This window comes from Limnobacter parvus, from assembly GCF_024623725.1.
Classification (GTDB): domain Bacteria; phylum Pseudomonadota; class Gammaproteobacteria; order Burkholderiales; family Burkholderiaceae_B; genus Limnobacter; species Limnobacter parvus.
Genome location: NZ_JANKHG010000001.1, coordinates 58,551 through 77,808, shown reverse-complemented (window position 1 = coordinate 77,808; position 19,258 = coordinate 58,551). Strand labels below are relative to the sequence as shown.

Here is a 19,258-nt window from a genome sequence, read left to right as displayed (position 1 = left end):
CTTCGGGAGGCTTTTTTTATTGAATTGAAATTCGCCGCAAGTAGTGCTGCCTGTCGCTCGCCGTTTCAAATGATTCAAGCTTGTCCAGCACCTTGCCAATTTGGTGATATGCCTTCACCAGCAGAAAATGATTGGCAGTTTTTTCTGTTGGCGTTTTTGGGGGTGTTGCTGCGCTCAGTGGTGCAGAATATTTGCTTCGGTGTCGTTCGATTGATTGCGGAAGCGCATCAAGGGAATGTTCTTGAAAAGGTTGCACGCCTGCAACATTTTCATAGCCTTGTTCCCGAATAAAGGCGCCGCGTTGGGCTGTTTTGAGCAGAAACGGCGGCAGCATCAATGTGGCTGTTGCAAAGTGCGGTGTCACCTGTTTTCTATCTTTTATACGTGTGCTCTCGGTTCCGCCCAAAAGCGAGTGCAGGGAATCGAAATCCCCTTCTTTGTAAAACCGCAAGGTGTCTTTTAAAATTTGAATGGAATCCACCTTGCAGCCATTTTTACTGGTTTGTCGGTCATCGCTGACTTTAAATTCAATCACGTCATTGCCTGCGTTTGATTCATCGCGAATAAAATTGGTCATCAAAAAATTTTGCTGCGCGTTGGGCATTGAATCCAGATTCATGATCTGAATAACGTTTTTTGATTGTTGAACTACATAGGGCACTACATGCCCGGAATAGTTGCGCGTGGTTTGAGTGACAGATGAAGGAACGATTAATCCAAACGCATCGCCGTTCGATGCCCGCAAGCACTTTGCGATGTGCTCGTTGCCGCGAGCGTTTACTTGGCTTGGAATCAAAGGCCATATTTGTATACCGTACTTTTGCCGATACAGATCACAAAGTATCAGCATGGCATCGTCAAGTGGCTTGATCCCCGCAATTTCACTTGGTTTTCCCCGGGCAGGTTCCAGAAATTCAATCACTGGTTTAAACAACGGGTTTCTGTTGCTGTACCCCAATCTTTCCGCACGTCGCTGGTAGTTTTCAATAAGTTGAACTTGGTAGTCTGTGTCGATACCTTGCTGGGTCAGCATTCGGGATCGCAAAGTTTCCAATCGTGAATGCGTGTGGTGGTTTGGTTCCTCTGAGGGTTGCGGCATGCAATTCTTGAATGGATTGATCTGAATGTTCCCCATGCCGCCACTTCCCTCGAATTGTTATACACAGAAATAAGTAGCCACGAACGGGGACCGGTTCCGTTTTGCCATTGCTTAAGTGTGCGTTTTCCTTAACTTTGCCAGGTACTTGTCGCGAGACACCTTGCTTTCAAACGACTCAAGATGATTTAAAACCTTGTTTGCATTGTGAAAGGCTTTCACCGCCAAAAAATGATTGTGCAGTTTGCCGGCGTTTTCCCAAGGTTGTCGTGAATATCGCTGCCAGTGTTGTTCAATCGTTTGGTATTTCCCCGGTTGCGTGGGTGACAGGTGTGCTTGCAACCATTGCGCATCGTTTTGGTTCCCGTTGGCTGGCCATTCCGCACGTTGATTAACTTTTTGCAGGAATAGGGGCAAATCGATTTTTAACAAATTGACCGCGCTTGTGATTTGATCACCGTCGGCAAGGTGGTGCGCAGACAAATCGTCAAGAATGCACCTGCTGGAACTTTTTTGTTGCACCAAAAGATCTTTCAATATTTGCAATGCATCGGTGTGGCAAGAAAAGTGATCTGCTTGTCGTGCCTTGTGCAGTGTAATCATTCGAATATTCATGTTTTGATGAGACAAACGCAACATCGCCCCGAGCAGTGTCGTGTTGGGGTTCAGGGTACTGTCCAGCGAAACAACGTTGATCACCTTCTCAAATTGCTGAATCACTATCGGGGTTACGTGCCCCGCGTAGTTGCTCTGTCCAGGCCCCATACTTTCCCCTTGCCCTTGGCTTGTAGTTCGCAAAATCAAACCCACCGGCATGCCTTTGGCTCGCAGGCATTCCTGCTTTATTTTTTTTGCCAGTTGTACTTTGTTCATTGGGTGGGTTTCAACCACAATGCGGATTCCATACTTTTTTTGATAAAGGTCGGCAAGCACCAGTTTTGCATCATCAAGCGGTTTTGCAATCAGCGGGTCACCTTCCCGCAGCGCAATCGTTTCTGATTGCACTCGGTTGTTTGCGAAAACAAACAGCGGATTCTCCACCTCGTACCCCAGCAGGCGGCTTCTGAGTACAAGTTGTTTTTTTAATTCATTTTGGGCGCTGAGTGACGGCCCCTGGTCATTCAAAAGCCAGTCCGTAATTGGCTTTAACTGATGCGTCCCTGTTGTTGCGTGCGTCTCCCGGAAATTGTCCTGAACCGGGGAAATCTTGTAGCTGCGGTATAACAGATGGCCAAGGCGATGTGCAATTTTCGGCAACGTGTGGGCGAGTTGGTTAAGCGTGTATCGGGCCGATGTATTTTCAATCGTGGTGTGGTGGTTCGTCGAAATCGAATTGGGCATGGGTTTGACACAAGCGTAAGGTGCCACTAAGTAACTCAGTGGCGATCCGCAGTTCATTTAATTGAAAAAACAAACGTTTGTTTGGTAAACTGAAACGAAACAACCCATGGAAAATTTATCGTGTCACCCATCCAAGACCCCACCCTACTCAAGGGCCTCACCGTTCTCGATTTGTCTCGCAACCTGCCCGGTCCTGCCACATCGCTGATACTTCAGCAAATGGGTGCCACGGTCATCAAGATGGAACCCCCGCACGGCGATGACGCCAAAAGCATGCCTATGCTTTATGCCGCGCTAAACAGCAGCAAGCAGATTGTCACCGCCGACTTCCGCACGCCGGAAGGCATTCAAAGTTTAAAAGACCATGCGGCCAAGGCCGATGTGTTGATCGACGGTTTTCGCCCCGGTGTAATGGCAGAAATGGGGTGTGGTTTTGAGACCCTTCAGGCGCTGAACCCAAAGTTGGTGATGTGTAGCATCACCGGTTATGGGCAAACTGGCGCATTGGCTGAAAAAGCAGGGCACGACATCAATTACATGGCGCTAAGCGGGGTTCTGGACGGTTTGCAAACCGCCAACGGCGACATTCCGGTTCCCGCTGTGCAGTTTGGTGATTTGTTTGGCGGTACTTCAGCCGCGGTGCAGGGAATTCTGGCAGCGCTGCTGAAAGCGCAGCGCACAGGGCAGGGCACCTTTGTGGATGTGTCAATGACGCACAACCTGTGGAAGCAAAACATCATGCCCGAGAGCATGGAACAAATGTGGGTCATGCTCAGTGGCAAGCCCGCCAGGCATCAAGACGACTTACTCAGCGGTGGTTTGGCCTGTTACAACGTTTACCGCACGCTGGACAATCGGCACTTGGCGGTGGGCTCACTCGAGCACAAATTCTGGAAGGTGGCTTGTGAAGCCATGGGTAAACCGGAATGGATCAATATTCACTGGAGTCGTGGTGCCATGCCCGGCACGCCCGCTGCTGTTCAAATGCGCAATGACATGATTGAACTGATCGCATCGCAGCCTTTAAGTCACTGGGAGCAGGTGTTTGGCAATGTCGACGCATGCATTACGCCGGTACTAAGCCGTGCAGAAGTGAAAGCGCGAAAAATACTGTTGAGCTAACCTTTCGGGCAAAGTAAAAGTGCTTTCGTTATTTTGCCTAAGTACTTGATTCGGGCTGAAAACTTACATGGGCCTTACCCAAATCGAGTGAAGGGTGATATCTTTATGACTGTCTGAAGACTTACACAACACTTATAAAAAAGTCAGGGCGACACCGCTTGGTCAGGGAGGCAGCAAACAAACCCGGGTACCACTGCGCGTCAGCCTTGATTTGCATGGAGATTAGCCAGATGTCAGCACGTCCCGATGAGGCCGCCCCCCAGGTGTCGCCTACCCAATTTAATGGTTTTGTCAGCAAAGAAGCACAAGAGTTATTTGAGTCGAATTACTGGACCAAAAGCTACCCCCCTGGCGTGTCTGGCGACATGCCCCCCCTGCGCTACACCAGCATGCTGGAGTTGATCCAGGAATGCCTTAAAAAGTTTGCAGACCGCCCTGCCTTTGTGTCAGCAGGCACTGAATTTTCATACAAGCAGGTTGATGATTATTCAGACCAGTTTGCGGGTTATTTGAAATCGATTGGCGTGAAAGCAGGCGATGTTGTGGCCATCATGTTGCCGAACTGCGTGCAGTTTCCGGCGTGTTTTGTTGGTGCCATGAAACTGGGTTGTACCCTGACGAATGTGAACCCCTTGTACACCGTGCGCGAATTGAATCATCAATTGAAAGATTCGGGCGCAACCACCATCGTGGTGTTTGAAAACTTTGCCAACACCTTGCAGCAGTCTCTTGAAGGCACTCAGGTTAAAAACATCGTGATCACTCAGCTTGGCGATTTGTTGGGTGGTTTGAAGGGCCTGATCATCAACTTCGTGATGCGCAAAATCAAGAAGATGGTGCCTGCCTACAACTTGCCGCAAGCCGTACCATTGAAAAAGGCCCTGGCTGCAGGCAATGGTGTTTCATTCCCCAAACCCAGCCCACAGCTTGATGACGTGGCACTGTTGCAGTACACAGGCGGCACCACTGGCGTTTCCAAAGGCGCCATGCTGACCCAGCGCAACCTGATGAGCAACATGGAACAGGGCCTGGCCTGGATGAGTGAAGCAATTGGCAAAGACCCAATTTGCGTGGTCACTATGCTGCCGCTTTACCACATCTATGCGCTGGCCGTGAATTGCATGTTGTTCATGACCTTTGGCGCGCGCAATATCTTGATTGCCAACCCACGCGATGTGGGCACGGTCATGAAAGTGCTGCGCAAAGAAAAATTCCACGTAATTACTGCCGTGAACACACTGTTCAATGCATTTTTGAACAACGAGGAATTCTGCAACCGCGATTTTTCCGACATGAAATTCGCGATGAGCGGCGGCATGGCCTTGCAGCAACCCATCGCTGAACGTTGGTACAAGGTAACGGGTTGTGCGATTTCCGAAGGCTTCGGTATGACAGAAACCTCGCCTGTAGTAACCGTGCCACCGCTGCATGGTGGCGAACGCCCGGCCTTCCGTGGCAATGTGGGTTTGCCCATTCCTGGCACCGAAGTGCGTTTGAAGCGAGACGATGGTTTGTGGGCAGGCCTGAACGAACCTGGTGAAATTTGTGTGCGCGGCCCACAGGTGATGTTGGGTTATTTGAACCGCCCCGAAGAAACCGCCAAAACCATCGACAAAGACGGTTGGCTGGCCACTGGCGACATTGGCACCATGGACGAACAAGGGTTTGTGAAAATTGTCGATCGCAAGAAAGACATGATCATTGTCAGCGGTTTCAACGTGTTCCCCAATGAAATCGAAGACGTTGTGGCCCAGCACCCGGGCGTTCTGGAATGCGGCGTAGTCGGCGTTCCCGACCCGGTTACCGGCGAAAAAGTGAAGTTGGTGGTTGTGAAGAAAGACGCCAGTGTGACCAAGGAAGACTTGATCGCGCATTGCCGCCAGAATTTGACGGGCTACAAAATTCCTTCATTTGTTGAATTCCGCGACGACTTGCCCAAAACCCCAGTGGGTAAAATTCTGCGCCGTGAACTTCGCGACAAGCCGAAAGAAACAGCGTAAGTCTGAAACAGTTAAACTGGTTTTGCTCAACAAAAAAGCCACCTGTGAAGGTGGCTTTTTTTATTCAAACTTCGCGTGTGGCGAAGCTCAATTCTCTGATTGCTTCCTTAGTTGCGCACGTACATTTCAACGCGGCGGTTCTGTGCACGGCCTGCTTCGTTGTCATTGCTGGCCACTGGGAAACCTTCACCCAAACCAGCCGCCGTTAGGCGAGCGCCGCTGATGCCTTTGCTGGTCAGGAAATTGGTCACTGACTGTGCGCGGCGTACTGACAAATCCTGATTGTACTGGTCACTGCCAGTGCTGTCGGTGTAGCCAATCACGCACACAATGGTGTTGGGGTTGTCACGCAGGGTGGCTGAAATTTGATCCAGCGTGCCAGCGAACTGCGATTTGATTGCAGTTTGGTTGGTGTCAAACAGCGCCGCACCTGGAATATCGAGCATCACAGAACCATCGCGCTGTTCGCGCACGGCAATCTGGCTGCCCACCAGGTAGCCGAACAAGCCGCCCAAGGCTGCGCCGCGCACGGTGTCTTTGCCGTCAATGGTGTTGCCAGCGATTGCACCACCAATTGCGCCCACTGCGGTACCAATAGCGGTTTTGGTGTTGTCGACCTTGCGTTCGGGCGCAACAGGGCAACCCGCTACTGCCACGGGTGAACCTGGAGCTGGCAGAGATTGTCCCTGTGGTTGTTGATAAATACCGCCGCCATTGGTGGCGCAACCTGCTGCAAACAAAGTAAGGGCGATTGCTGAAAGTTTGAACTTGTTCATGGTGTCTTCCTTGAGTTTTTTTATTAAATATTTGCTGTCCACTCGATTGTAACGCCTCACTCTTTTTCAGGTTGACTATAAAATTTTCATGGCGCTACACTGCCACATGCTTAAATCATTAACGATACTTCTTGCTTTTCAGGCCTTGGGCGAATTGCTCAGCTTTGCTGCCTTTCCGTCCATTCCGGGTCCGGTTTTGGGTCTGATTTGCCTGCTCGCCTTCTTTTTCCTGAAAGGCGAGGTGCCCGTCGACATTCAAACCACGGCCAATGTATTCACAGCAAATCTGGGTTTGTTGTTCGTTCCCGCTGCGGTGGGGGTGGTGGTGTTTTGGCCAGTGCTTGCAGAATTCGGTGTAATCATTCTGATCAGCCTTCTGGTTAGTGTCGTCGTAACCCTGGTGGGCACAGCCCTGTTGCTGGATCGCCTTGCCACGCGGTTCATGCCTGGTGATGTCAGCGAGGTATCGAAGAATGATTGAACCAGCGCAAATTGAATCGACGCGTCGCTTGGCCGATCTGCCTGAAATTTGGGTGTACTTAACTGGTAACCCGCTTAGTGCCTTGTTCCTGACCTTACTGGCCTATCAAATAGGCCTTTGGTGCTATAAAAAAAGCGGGCAGCAGCCCTTCACCAATCCGGTCATGATCGCCGTGTTACTTCTGGCGGGTTTTCTGCAAATTACAGGTCTTAGTTATCAACAATATTTCGAAGGTGCGCAGTTTGTGCACTTTTTGCTGGGTACTGCCACTGTGGCATTGGCTGTGCCCATTTACCAAGGGCTGACGGCAGTGAAAGGGCAAACCATTCGCACACTGGTGTTGCTCAGTGTGGCCCTGTTGGTGGGCGGGGGGCTTTCAATTGCCAGCGCATTGGGCACGGCTTACCTGTTGGGAGCCAACATCGACATTGTTCAAAGCCTTTGGGCCAAATCGGTGACTGCGCCAATTGCCATGGGCGTTAGCGAACGCATTGGGGCTTCGCCCACGCTCACTGCCTTGTTCGCGATTGTTACCGGCATCTTGGGCGCGGCTGTGGGTACCTGGCTGTTCAATTTCATGGGCATGAAGCGCTGGTGGGTGAGGGGTTTCACCATGGGCTTGGCGGCGCATGGCATTGGCACTGCAAGGGCGTTTAGCGTTCACCCGGAGGCGGGGCGTTACGCTAGCTTGGGTATGGGGCTGCATGGCATATTTGGCGCGTTGCTCATTCCGTGGATGTTCGCCTTGGTCGCCTAGTGGTTTGAGTCGCTTGAAGAATTCCGGACAAGTGCAAGGTCTGCTTGGAAATCTGAATTCCCGCCATACAAAGCTGACACCACTTGAACCCGCCTCGCCAAAAAAGACGGGCGAGTTCGGGTTCTCACCTTCGGTGAACAGTGTTGTCAGTTTGATGGCGGCAGATTTCCTTGAATCGCAGACCTTCCAACTTGAACCGGAATTCTTCTAAATATCAAGTTGCTCGCGTAGCACCGGGATTATTCAGGTTGCTGGGTTGGCCTTGCGCTGGGTCAGCACTTCAAGAAAACCGCCCCGCTTCATTTTAGCGAGCGTGTTCGCGCGAAGAGCGACCCCGCACACCGACCATCTTTTTTGTCGGGGTGCGGTGAACGCAAGCTAAATTGAAGAAGGGTATTTGCGGTTTTCAGTGCTGACCCAGCGCAAGGCCAACCCGGCAATCGAATCATTAAAAGCAAGCAGCCCAAGCGGCAACATAAACCGCCCGCATGTCCGGGCTGGCATACCCCAGCATCACCAACAGGGCGACCACCACCAGCGCCACCTTTGCCCAGCGTGGCATCAAAGGTGCTGCAGATGAATCAGGCTGCTTGGGTTGTTGGTTCATGGTGCTCTGCACTTCGTTCCTGTATTGGCCAGTTTATCGCAGCTGCAATTGCACTTAAAGCCACACAGATCCACCACACCACCTGGTAGCTGCCTGTGGCGTCAAACAACAACCCCCCCAGCCAGCCGCCAACAAAAGCACCAATTTGATGGAACATAAACACCAGGCCGCCCAGCATGGAAAGGTTTTTCACCCCAAACATGGACGACACCGTGCCTGTGGTCAGCGGCACGGTTGAAAGCCAAAGTACGCCCATGCAAGCTGCGAACAGGTACACGCTCCAGGTGCTGAGTGGGGCCAGCACGAAAGCGATAATCAATAAACCGCGCAAACCATAAATGCCGCTGAGCAACATCGGTTTTCGGTATTTCCCACCCCACAACCCTGCCAGGTAACTGCCCAGAATATTGAACAGACCAATCAGTGCCAGGGCAGTGCTGCCTGCGCTGGCGGGTATGCCACTGTCTTGCAGGTAGCTGGGCAGGTGCACACTGATGAACAGAATTTGAAAGCCACACACAAAGTAGCCTACGCTTAACATTAAAAATGCCCGGTGTTGTATCGCTTGGCGAAGCGATGCCCACATGCCCAGTTCAGGCGGCAGGTTTGTCGGCGTGCTTGCAAGGGCTTGGCCAAGCGGCGCTACATTTTGTTTTCTCTCGAACAGTGGCCAAGCCAAAGCCATGATAATCAGCGCAATACACGCAAGCGCAGTTAGCGCAGAAGACCAACCAATCGAGTTGATCAAGAACAGCCCGCCGGGCAGGAATGCAAACTGACCCAATGAGCCCAGCGCCATGGAAATGCCCATGGCCATACTGCGCTTTTCAGGGGGCATGGCGCGGCTTACCGCCCCAAAAACCACAGGAAACGTGGTGCCACTCAAACCCAGGCCAATCAAAATACCTGCACTGAATGTCAGCATACCGGGGCTTTCCACAGTGGCCATCAAAAAAAGGCCTAACGCGTAAAGCGCGCCCCCAATCATCATGGTAATCGCAGCACCTAGCCGGTCCGCCATTCTTCCTACAAAGGGCTGTGCCACCCCCCACACCAGATTTTGCATCGCAATGGAAAAGGCGAACACTTCGCGTCCCCATTCATTGCTCAAACTCATGGGTTGTAAAAACAAACCGAATGAATGGCGAACGCCAAGTGCAATGGTCATGATAAAAGCCCCGCACCACAGCACGGTTAGGGGTGAAACAGCCTTGTGGGTTATGGGGTTCATGAAGGCAGGGTAATAAGTTAATTATTAGGGTTTGATGTAAGCGAAGCCTTGTTGGGTTTGCAAATCGGCAACGCGCACTACGCCGGAAGGGGTGAATGTGGCGTCCAGCACAAACTGGTCCTTGTTCAGCTTTCTGTTCTTCAAGGTAATTTCGCAAATTTCAAACACAACACCACGGGCTGTTAGCGCGCTAACAAGCGGTGCGTACTGCGTGCCGGTTTCCGCGTGTTTGGCGCCTTCCATCAAGAAATCAACGCCATTCGCATGGGTCACCACCACAATAGTTGTTTTTGGCGACACATCCAGATGGTTGCGAATATTTCGCAATCCCTTAAGCGGCTGTTCAGCGCCATTGATGTGATACACCACTTTCGAGGTGATGTCTTGGGTGTGCACTCGAGGTGCAGCGGCGGTGTTCTGCGCGTGCAAAGGGCTTGTTAGTAACATGCCGGAAACCAAGCCCAGCAACGCTTTTCTGATAAAAATAGCTTTCAATTTTTCTCTCCATGAATTCCGGTTAACCCCACTTTATCCCACGAAAAGGTGGGGGCGGTGAGGTGACTCCTTAGAGGGATGTTTAACCCATCCCTTATCTGGATACTCAGTGGTACCGATTAGTAAAGGATGAGCATCAGTATGAAACCAAACACCGCATTAAACACCGCTTTATCGGTGAGTAGAATTGGTGTTTACGTGGCTGTCGCCCTGGGCGCTGCTGCTTGCTCATCGTTGCGTCCGTTCGAGGACATGCAAGTTTTCAAAGACAAAATCAAAGCGCCTGAAATAACCGCTGCTGAACTCTCCTCGTCTGACTCAAACATTGCCCAGCGAACATTGCCAATCGAACGCTTGCCCTCGGACACTTTCTGGGTGCGGCCTCAAATGTCGGGCGGGCAATTGCCCGATCGCGAAATTCGCAATTTGTCAGTGACTGAACGTGGTTTGTTCGATGTGCTGCAAATTATTTTTGCAGACACCAACATGCCACTTAGCTTTGAAGGTGGCGCAGATTCAGCTTCCCGTTATGGTGTGGTCACCCTTAATAACTTGAACGGCACTTTGCCCAGCGTCATGAATCAGTTGGGTGAAATCATGGGTTTCTTCTGGACTGTCAGCGATTCTGGTGTGTTGCGCATCATGCCGGAACAGCAGTTTGTAGTCACCATGCCCCCGGTGTTGAACGAAGACAGCATGGCCGGTGTAACCAACACCATGCAGTACCTGGGCGCGAAAGACGTTTACCTGGACCGCATCAACCGGTCGTTGGTGTTTCGCGCAAACCGCCGCGCGTTGACCGACATTCAAAGCTACATGAACAAGGCCCGAGCAACCCGTTCACTGATTGTTTACGACATGAATGTGTTGCAAGTCGATTTGAACGATTCGTCGAACATGGGCATTCGCTGGGAACTTTACAAAACCGGTGCTGGCATCAACACAGCGCCCGATTCTGGAATTGTAGGTGCGGCCAGTACTGCCACCAGCGTAGGGCAGGTGTCGCGTTCTTCCACAGGCATTGAAGCACTTATTTTTGGCGAAAATTTTTCAACCAATTTCTTGCTCGATTTCTTACGCTCACAGGGTGATGTTAAAACACTAAGCCAGCCCAAGATTGGCCTGATGAACGGCACCAACGGCAACATTCGCGTGGGGCAGTCCACCACGTTTGTTTCACGGGTCGGTTCTCAAATTGTGAACGGCGTTGCGCAATCCACTGCGGATACTCAAAACCTGCGCACCGGTCTTGAAGTGTCATTAACTGGCGAAGCACACGACGCCACCATTTACACCCGAATCAATATTTCGATTACCGAACTGCTAGCACTGAAGCGCTTCACTGCATTGGGTGTTGATTTAAACCTGCCTGAAGTGGCTGACCGTGAACTGAAAACCCAAATTCGTTGTCGCCCCGGCGACACCATTTTATTGGGTGGCATCACCGTATCGCGTTCACAAGACGATTCTCAAGAAGGCTTGGGCATTCTCAGCAAGGTGAAAAGTACCAAGCAAACAGAACTGGTGGTGACCATTCGCCCACGCTTGCTGCTGTTCGATGACACCCGCCAGGCCGCAGCCGATGTTTACAGCGAACCCATGCGCGCGCCCGCTGTACGCAGGCAAATTCAGCCTGTACCTGCGGCTGTGCCAACACCCAGTTCAACTCCGGAAGTTCAGCCCGAAGCCGAACCCGAAGAGTTTCTGGAGCCCGTGGCCAGTGTAGCCAAGGCGGAATTCAAAGGCAGTGCGCTGCGCATGTCCAGCCGCCTGGGTGCCGTACCACAACCCACGCAAATGTTGTCGAAACTAACCAAAGTAAAACCCTGAGGCTGACATGAAAAAGTTGAACGACACACGTTGGCTTCTCGTACTGCTTACAAGTACTTTGCCTGCAGTTGGCCTGGCACAAACCATCGCAAATCCGCTGGTACGGCCTGCGCTGCTAACGGAAACAAACAATGCCGCTGAAGGCAGTGCGCCCGCCAAAAGTACGGCCCCTGTTGGCAATTCCGCAGATTCTGAGGACCTGCGCCAGCAGGCCGAGCGACGAATTACACAAGAAGATTTAAATGTAAGGCAACAAGCCCTGAATTCAGCTGTAGTGCCTTTGGCGCTGGCCAATCTGTTTTCCGGAATGCAGGTCACCGCACATATTCAAAATGCAATCGTGATGCGCAAGGTCAGCAATGAAACAGTGCAAACATCCCCTGGGGTGGGCACGTCTCCCGGGCAGGGCGGGCAAGCGGGGCAGGGCGGGCAGGAATCTGTAGTGGCCGGCACCCGCAATGTATCGCGTTCTACTGCGGTGGTTCGTTTGCGAGTGGGGCAAGTGGTGAACATTTCGGGTTATTCCGTGCGCGCCAAAGTGATGGGGCAAGACGTGATGGTCGATTGGCTCAGCGACAAAGGTGCCTGGGTCAATGTGTTTTTCGGCGCATTGGAATCAAGCGATGGCGGCATTGCACAAGTACCCACCGATTCGCAGTTGCTGAAAGTAGAAACGGAATCTTTCAATTACCTGGTTCCCAGGCTAAACACACAAACTTTCTCAGCCACGGGCGTGGCGGGTAATCAGCAAAGCAACCAGCAAGGCAACAACGGCAACTTCGGTTCAGGCTTTGGCGGTGGCAATCAAGGCTTTGGCCAGCAGCCCGGCTTTGGTTCGTCTTCACCGTTTTAGCCGCACAAGGCAACGCACCATGAAAAGCACAGAACAGGAGTTGAGCGATGCAGGGCTTGATGACCACCAGCTCACGCTGTTGCGTCAGCAACATGCACATTTGCGATCAGAAGGTCGTGTATCTGAACTATCAAGCCTCGCGCTGCGTTCGCGCTTCATCAATGCCGATGATCTTCGGGACGATGACCATGTCGATGACCTGGGTGTCATTGGTGATCACTTCACCCTGCAAACAATTTTGCCGCTGGAATATTGTCGACGCTTCGTGTGCGTGCCCACTGAGTTTTCAAAAGGTGTGCTCACACTGAAATGTGCTCAACCTTTAAGTGCAGCACAACGCGCCCGAATTCAGGAAATTCTGCGTGCCCCAGTGCAAGCGCTTCGTGTGTTGCCCGCAAGTCGACAGGAAGTATTTGATGTGCTGATGCGCATTGAACAATCGGGTTCAGTCAATGGTTTGGTGTCCATTCTTCGTTCCGAAGGTTTGGAAGCGGGGCGCTTGCGCAGCCTGGTGTATGCGGTGCTGAAAGAAGCACTTTCATTGCGCGCAAGCGACATTCATCTAAGCCGGAAATCTGACCCCGATGCATGGATAGCCTATCGGGTTGATTCCGCCATGCGCCAAACCCATCTGTTACCCGAATTGCTGATGCAGTCGCTGGTGGCCCGTATCAAAATTGAAGCAGGCATGGATGCGTCGAATAGCCGCACGGCGCAAGACGGTCGCTTGACTGTTGAACACGAGGGCCGAGTTGTGGATTTTCGTATTTCAACACAGCCTTTGGTCGATGGTGAATCGCTGGTGTTGCGTGCACTGGATGCATCATTACTACCCAGCCTTTCCGCATTGTTTCCGGGCCAGCCCAAGATGATGGAACTGATTCGCGGCATTACCCAGCAAACCGGTAAAACCGGTGGCTTGGTGTTTATTTCCGGTGCCACGGGTTCAGGTAAAAGTACAACGCAATACACCATGGCTTGCGGGTTTCGCCGCGATGCGATGAATATTATTACTGTTGAAGACCCGGTTGAATACATCTTGCCGTTCGCCAAGCAAATTCAGTTGCAGGCTTTGGTGAAGCAAAAAGCAATTGACCTGGAACGGTCCATTCTGCGGCAAGATCCTGACATTCTTATTTTTGGTGAAATTCGCGACGCCGATTCCGCGCGGGCAGCGTTGGCTTTTGCAGAAAGCGGTCACTTGGTCATTTCCACCATTCACGCCAACAGCGTGATTCAAGTCAGCGAACGGTTTTTGTCGATGATCGACCCTTCGCACCGGGCCGATTCAGAATTTCTGATTGCGCACTTCTTGCGCATGGTGGTGCACCAGCGCTTGATGCGACGTTTGTGTTCATGTGCCAAGCCCATGCACAACGACGAAATTGAACAGCTACAAAGCCACACCCTGCGACTAACAGGTGGGTTGATTCAAGCCCGCCCCGGCCTTAAAAAGAAAACTGGTTGCACGCGCTGCGCAAGCACTGGGTATTCAGGTCGTGTGGCCGCGCATGAAACTTTGCATGTGCCCACCAATGAAGGAATGAGGGCCAACTTTGTGCGGGCATTCAAGAACAATGAGCTTGAATTGCCAGTGGACTTGCGCGAAGAAAATGGTGTGGAGTACACCAGCCGCCTGGACACATTGCAAACCCTGATGGACCAGGGGCTTGTGGATTGGCGCAGCGTGGCCCAACTATTCGGTGCGGTGGAGTAAGCGCATGGCCATTGCAAACTACAGGGTTCAATATCTTGCACCGCAAATGCTCGACGCCACTGCGCGCCCAGATGATCGTTTAACCGGCTATTTCCGTCACGAACTTGTTATTACTGCTTCCCGAAAACGCGAGGCCATTCAGCAGGTGATTGACCGGGGTGGGGTTGTACTCGATATTTTTGAAGTGCGTTCAAAAGGCGCATTGCAAAGGCTGTTTGCATCCAAGGTAAGCCGCAGTTACAAACAAAAATTCTTGCAGGCTTTGGCATTCAATGTGCGTTCAGGCCTGTCGCCTGAAAAAGCATTGGAACAGGTTATTTTGGGCGAGCTGGGCGAGCAACGTTTGGTCTTGAATCAAGCATTGAATGCACTTCGACAGGGTTTTGGATTTGTTCAAGCCCTTGAATTGTTGAATTGGTTCGATGATTCAACACTGGCGGTTCTGCGTGCCGGTGAAACAGCCGGGCAGCTTAGCAAAGCGCTTGAAACAGCGGTTAGTTTTTATGAAAAGGGTTCCGCAACTTTCAAGTTGATGTTTGGTGCAGTCACCTGGACTGCGCTTGATTTGATCATGGCAGTGTCCACCGTGGTGGGCATGCGCTTCGGCTTGATCGAGCAATTGAAGGGCACTCCGCTGATGAGTGAGGACCCGGAAAAAATTGCTCAGTTTGAAAGTTCGCTGGCGCTTGCTGAACAGGTCAACAACGGCCTTTTGGCGTTCTCGTTTGTGTTCATGCTGGTGTTGATTTATTTCACCATGATGGTGTTGTCGCCCGACCAGAAAACCAGAACCCAGGCCTTTGCCATGCTGGAAAAAGTACCAGTGATTGGCGAGCTGTTGATATCTTCCGGCATGGCTGCAACAACCCGTGTGCTGGGTTCGCTGTTAACAGGCGGTGTTGCGTTTTTGAATGCAGTGCAAATTGCGCGCAAGGGCACCATCACCCCCACCATTACACGCTTTTGGGAAGACATCACCAACCGCAGTGAAATCGGCGAGCAACCGGCAAGCGCATTCAATCACATGTTGCTCGACAGCAGCGAAAGGCTGCTGATACGCGCTCACAAAGACCAAACCCAATTGGCCGAGTGTTTGGCCTCAATTTCACAAACCCGCGAGGACAAAGCCAATTCCGCAGCACGCAGATTCGCGATTCTCGCCTTTGTGGGCTCGCTTGTGTATTCCGGCATTGCGGTGCTTTTCAGCCTTGCGGTGGTGTACCTGCAAAACGAACTGGTGATTTCAGGATCCTAAAAAAATGGAACAACACGTCAACTTAAAAGCGATTTACTCCAACCTGATCGCAGGCCGATTGCCCGTGGGCAGCGCCAGCCCGCAGCGTGTGGTGGTTAACCACGCATACGCTTTGTTGGGCACCAATCGCTTGCACACCTATTTTATTGAACGTGCGGGGTATGTGTATTACTTCGCCATTGAAAGCAGCTTTCTGGCCTCGTCGTCAGAATTCAAGTTGCCATTTATTGATGTATTGCCCAACGGGCCGCTTCATCAAGGCGATGCGATTTACCTGCTTCATGGCAGCGACTTCTCGGTCGCCATGATTCTTGAAAGTGGCAGCATGCGGTTGTTGTGCAACGACCCCGAAGCCATTAAAGATTATTTGATCGACCTTGACTTGCAAGTGGTTGAAATCAACAACAAGGGCGGCAGGCCCTTGGCCAGTGTTCCCCAGGCCATTCAGGGCATTTCAGATCGAGTTAGTTCCTATTTAATGAAAGGCTCCATCGGCATTTTGGCGGTGTCTGTACTCAGCTTTGTGGGCGTGCAGATTACAAACACCGTGTTAAGCCGAACCAATGAAACTTCGCTGAATGCGCAGGCCGTAGAAAACGATTTGAACGCCACGCTCAAAGACCTCAGCGTACAACAGCCCCTGGCCCGCCAAATTTCAAGAATTCAAATTGTTTCCGCCACCGTGGTGCGTTCAGGCGGGTGGATTCAATCCTATCGCTTAATTGATGAAGACGATGAAAGTTTTGAATTGGTGCTGCCCAGTTGGGTTAGTCAGGATTATCTCGATTCCTTGGGGCGCGCCGGGGTAATCACCGATCTAAGGGATATGGAAGGACTGCTAACGGTACGTAAAGAAGGTAAGAAGGGGAAAAAATCATGAGGCTCGACTTCAAGACAGATGCATCAATGTTGATGACCGAGGTCAGCCGCATGCTCGGGCTGGCGCCGATTCTCACGATGATGATCGCTGTGTTGATGCTGGTGCTGGCTATTTTTTCTGTGCAAGACCTGCTGGTTGAAACACAAAAGGAAAAGAAAAGTATGGAGCTTCCTGCCTTCACCTTGAAAAAATTGCCTGTGGGTAAAAAAGTTTATGAAGACTATTCGGTCGTGTTGGGGCGCTTGAGTCCTCACGTCACGGTAGCAGCAGAGAAAGACGGCTTGCGCATCGACATCACAGACCCTGCAAGGTACGCCGAGTTCATGTATGTGCTCAACAGTGTGCAGGGTGTATCGAAAGACGTGGTTTGGAAGGCCAAGGAAATTTGTTTGGCAGGTTGTGCGGGCAAGGCTTCAACTGCTTTGGTCACTGGAATCGTCGAAAAGGTAGAAGTTAAATTAAGGGGTCAAGAAAATGAATGACATGAACACACTGAATGAAGAGTTTGCCCAACCCGTTGAAGCCTCTTCCGCGAAAACTGACACCCGAACAAAATTAATTATGGGCGGTGCGGGCTTGGCCTTCGTAGGCCTTGTGGCCTGGGCGGGCATGACCGTGTTCGGTGATTCGGCATCAAGCAGCTCGGGTGTTTCACCACTGGCCAATGCAAACGCCGCCAACAAGGGCAGTGACGTGGTGCTGGCCAGCATCGACGGCATGAAAGTGACCGAAATGGAAGTGGGCGGTTTGCTGCAGTCGGGTGTAGACAAAGCCATCGTGATTGACCGCTACATCAACAAAGTAATTGCCGCCGAGTTGGGTCGAAAAATGTACGCCGAAGAAGCGCAAGCAACCCTGCAAGCCGCAGAGCGCGAAGTACTTTCAACGCTTTACACCACCCGCCGCATGGAAGACCTTCGCAAAGGTGTAAGTGACGAAGAAGTAAAAACCTACTACGACGCCAATGTGCTTGATCAAAACTTCCAGCTATGGAAAGTCAGCTACTACTTGAGTGTCGACGCCAACGACGTGCAAAAAACACTGGCCAGCCTCAAGAAAGGCGACAAAGACGCTGAAGAACAGCTAAAGCCACTGATTGAACAAGGCGATGGTTTTGCTGCAGCGTCTGCCTTGCCTTACAACTTGGGGCGCGTGGTGTCCAAGATGAAGAAAGGCGAGTACAGCGAAGTCTTGCAACTGCGCAATGGCTTGCTGATTCTGAAAATCGAGGACAGCAAAAAGATTGACAAGCCCAAGATGGAAGACTTGAAACAAGACATTGTTCAAGCCCTTGCGATGCAGAAGTTTAATGAAGAACTGGAACAAGCCCGAAGAAAAGCCAAAGTAGAACTTGGTTAATCAAAGCGACGAAATAACACACTTATTGGAAGTGCCGAGGAGAAAGTCATGCAAGTAATACGACAAACCAGACCATTGTTGGTCAAACAATCAGCCCAATCGGGCTTCATACAAGCGGCGCTGTTGTTTGGTATCGCGTTGATGACTGCAGTGCTGGGCGGCTTTGCGCTGGCCAACCGCAGCCCCACCTCGCAAACCGACGTGGAACAGGCCAAAGTCAATGCCTCGGTTATTTTGAAACAGGCCAGCGACCTGCGCGACGGCGTGGCGCGTTATTCAAGCGACTTCGGTTCTTCAGCAGTTGAAGACACCATGGACTTCACTGGCACTACACAGGTTGGTTTGTTTGATCCCGCAGCGCGCTACGCTTCCCCGCAAATCATGCCCACTTCAGCATTCGTAGCTGGCCCTGCCACTGTCATTCAAACCTTGGGAACCAACCCACTTGCTGCTGGCCATTGGTACATTAACCGAGCCACACCCGGCGATGGTTTGGGCGGCCCTGGGGTTGATCCAATGGTGGTGTTGCCTGGTTTGCGTCAAGATGTATGTGGCCGCGTCAACACACTGCTGTATGGCACAGCGAACATTCCGGTTGGCACTGCTGCCCTGACAGCCTGGACCACCGATGCGGATGGCGGACTTGGAACCGCAGGCGATGCGGCAGGCTGGCCTGAAGGTTGTGTTGAAACCAGCGACGCAAGCTACGTTTACTTCAAAGCTGTTCAAGAAAACTAAGCGGCAGTTAATTCCGCAGCACTTAAATTCCACTTAACCCCGGCACACCCACTAGGCAGGCCGGGGTTTTTCTATGCCCTGCTTAACCTGATGTAGGGATACTGCCACACCCAAGAAAAGCCGTTAAATCGATGTATGGCGTAATCCGTGAATGGAACTGGACCAGAAATAAATGAACACCTTGCAACGCGCAAAACGACAATCGGGCTTTATCGCTTCGTACATATTGTACGGAATTGGTCTGTTGGCGATTGTCGGCGTGGCGTACGGTCGTTTGAACATGAGCAACCAGCAGGGCCGGGTTGTGCAGCAAACCGTTGAAGACGTGGCCAGCCAGCTTGAAGTAATACGCGGCAAAGTGTTGTTGTGCGCAGCCATTTACCCAGACGGCGACCACCTGCAATTCAATACTCGGCATGCTTACCCGGCGCCCGCAGGTGTGGGCAATCGGGATTTGATTTCAAACGTAGAGTGCCCGGGTGCGCCCCTGGGCTCGCGTTCGCTGGCCACCATGTCGGACGGAATACCCCTGCCAGCCAGCCCCCCAGAATTTGAAGAATGGATATACGAACACACTGAATTAAATGGAATTCGATTGCGTTTAAACCCGCGTGTTGCGGGGGGTGCAGAAGCCACCCGCAATCGCCTGCTACGGCAATACCCCAGCACCGCAGCGCTGGACGGCGATGAACTTGTGTTCATCGTGTTGAACTAGAGGTC

At 51.7% G+C, this 19,258-nt stretch carries 19 protein-coding genes; 13 read left to right on the top strand and 6 right to left on the bottom strand.

Annotated elements, in window-relative coordinates:
- Nucleotides 1-16 precede the first annotated feature (16 nt).
- Nucleotides 17-1,033, bottom strand: a complete 1,017-nt coding sequence (locus tag NSP04_RS00305; RefSeq protein ID WP_257510340.1) for a hypothetical protein — start codon at nt 1,031-1,033, stop codon at nt 17-19.
- A 177-nt stretch (nt 1,034-1,210) separates the two neighbouring features.
- Entirely contained in the window at nt 1,211-2,437 is a 1,227-nt protein-coding gene (locus tag NSP04_RS00300) for a hypothetical protein (protein ID WP_257510339.1), read from the bottom strand.
- Between the two features lie 120 nt (nt 2,438-2,557).
- Between NSP04_RS00300 and NSP04_RS00295 the strand changes: the two genes are divergently transcribed.
- Entirely contained in the window at nt 2,558-3,559 is a 1,002-nt protein-coding gene (locus tag NSP04_RS00295; RefSeq protein WP_257510338.1) for a CaiB/BaiF CoA transferase family protein, read from the top strand.
- Between the two features lie 230 nt (nt 3,560-3,789).
- On the top strand, nt 3,790-5,559 hold the full coding sequence (locus NSP04_RS00290; protein ID WP_257510337.1) for an AMP-binding protein: 1,770 nt from the start codon (nt 3,790-3,792) through the stop codon (nt 5,557-5,559).
- 107 nt (nt 5,560-5,666) lie between these two features.
- Here the strand turns inward: NSP04_RS00290 and NSP04_RS00285 are convergent, their stop codons facing one another.
- A complete protein-coding gene (locus NSP04_RS00285; RefSeq protein ID WP_257510336.1) occupies nt 5,667-6,335 on the bottom strand; it encodes an OmpA family protein in 669 nt (222 codons plus the stop codon).
- Nucleotides 6,336-6,441: 106 nt separating this feature from the next.
- Between NSP04_RS00285 and NSP04_RS00280 the strand changes: the two genes are divergently transcribed.
- Both NSP04_RS00280 and NSP04_RS00275 read left to right on the top strand, forming a co-directional pair.
- A complete protein-coding gene (locus NSP04_RS00280; protein ID WP_257510335.1) occupies nt 6,442-6,816 on the top strand; it encodes a CidA/LrgA family protein in 375 nt (124 codons plus the stop codon).
- Nucleotides 6,809-7,573 carry an LrgB family protein gene (locus tag NSP04_RS00275; RefSeq protein WP_257510334.1) on the top strand — a complete coding sequence of 255 codons (765 nt, stop codon included), beginning with the start codon at nt 6,809-6,811 and terminating at the stop codon, nt 7,571-7,573. The genes NSP04_RS00280 and NSP04_RS00275 overlap by 8 nt, the downstream gene beginning before the upstream one ends.
- 448 nt (nt 7,574-8,021) lie before the next feature.
- Here the strand turns inward: NSP04_RS00275 and NSP04_RS00270 are convergent, their stop codons facing one another.
- From NSP04_RS00270 to NSP04_RS00260, 3 genes are read right to left on the bottom strand one after another with little or no spacing between them, the layout of a single operon-like run.
- Complete coding sequence (locus NSP04_RS00270; RefSeq protein ID WP_257510333.1) at nt 8,022-8,180, bottom strand: hypothetical protein; 159 nt, start codon at nt 8,178-8,180, stop codon at nt 8,022-8,024.
- Entirely contained in the window at nt 8,155-9,411 is a 1,257-nt protein-coding gene (locus NSP04_RS00265) for an MFS transporter (RefSeq protein WP_257510332.1), read from the bottom strand. The genes NSP04_RS00270 and NSP04_RS00265 overlap by 26 nt, the downstream gene beginning before the upstream one ends.
- 24 nt (nt 9,412-9,435) lie before the next feature.
- The gene (locus tag NSP04_RS00260; protein WP_257510331.1) at nt 9,436-9,906 is read right to left on the bottom strand and encodes a DsrE family protein; all 471 of its coding nucleotides are present in this window, start codon (nt 9,904-9,906) and stop codon (nt 9,436-9,438) included.
- 141 nt (nt 9,907-10,047) lie between these two features.
- Between NSP04_RS00260 and NSP04_RS00255 the strand changes: the two genes are divergently transcribed.
- The 9 genes from NSP04_RS00255 to NSP04_RS00215 all read left to right on the top strand — a co-directional run bounded on the left by NSP04_RS00255 (nt 10,048) and on the right by NSP04_RS00215 (nt 19,253).
- Nucleotides 10,048-11,736: a type II secretion system protein GspD gene (locus NSP04_RS00255; RefSeq protein WP_257510330.1), complete on the top strand. Its 1,689-nt coding sequence runs from the start codon at nt 10,048-10,050 to the stop codon at nt 11,734-11,736.
- Nucleotides 11,737-11,743: 7 nt separating this feature from the next.
- On the top strand, nt 11,744-12,589 hold the full coding sequence (locus tag NSP04_RS00250) for a hypothetical protein (protein WP_257510329.1): 846 nt from the start codon (nt 11,744-11,746) through the stop codon (nt 12,587-12,589).
- 19 nt (nt 12,590-12,608) lie between these two features.
- Nucleotides 12,609-14,306, top strand: coding sequence for a GspE/PulE family protein (locus NSP04_RS00245; protein WP_257510328.1), 1,698 nt, complete (start codon nt 12,609-12,611; stop codon nt 14,304-14,306).
- 4 nt (nt 14,307-14,310) lie between these two features.
- Nucleotides 14,311-15,561 carry a type II secretion system F family protein gene (locus tag NSP04_RS00240; RefSeq protein WP_257510327.1) on the top strand — a complete coding sequence of 417 codons (1,251 nt, stop codon included), beginning with the start codon at nt 14,311-14,313 and terminating at the stop codon, nt 15,559-15,561.
- A 4-nt stretch (nt 15,562-15,565) separates the two neighbouring features.
- Complete coding sequence (locus NSP04_RS00235; RefSeq protein WP_257510326.1) at nt 15,566-16,441, top strand: hypothetical protein; 876 nt, start codon at nt 15,566-15,568, stop codon at nt 16,439-16,441.
- Entirely contained in the window at nt 16,438-16,923 is a 486-nt protein-coding gene (locus NSP04_RS00230) for a hypothetical protein (RefSeq protein ID WP_257510325.1), read from the top strand. Before NSP04_RS00235 ends, NSP04_RS00230 begins: the two co-directional genes overlap by 4 nt.
- The gene (locus tag NSP04_RS00225; RefSeq protein WP_257510324.1) at nt 16,916-17,800 is read left to right on the top strand and encodes a peptidylprolyl isomerase; all 885 of its coding nucleotides are present in this window, start codon (nt 16,916-16,918) and stop codon (nt 17,798-17,800) included. The genes NSP04_RS00230 and NSP04_RS00225 overlap by 8 nt, the downstream gene beginning before the upstream one ends.
- A 48-nt stretch (nt 17,801-17,848) precedes the next feature.
- The gene (locus tag NSP04_RS00220; protein ID WP_257510323.1) at nt 17,849-18,538 is read left to right on the top strand and encodes a hypothetical protein; all 690 of its coding nucleotides are present in this window, start codon (nt 17,849-17,851) and stop codon (nt 18,536-18,538) included.
- A gap of 172 nt (nt 18,539-18,710) precedes the next feature.
- Nucleotides 18,711-19,253 (top strand): hypothetical protein, encoded by a 543-nt coding sequence (locus NSP04_RS00215; protein WP_257510322.1) that lies wholly within the window; start codon nt 18,711-18,713, stop codon nt 19,251-19,253.
- Nucleotides 19,254-19,258 lie beyond the last annotated feature (5 nt).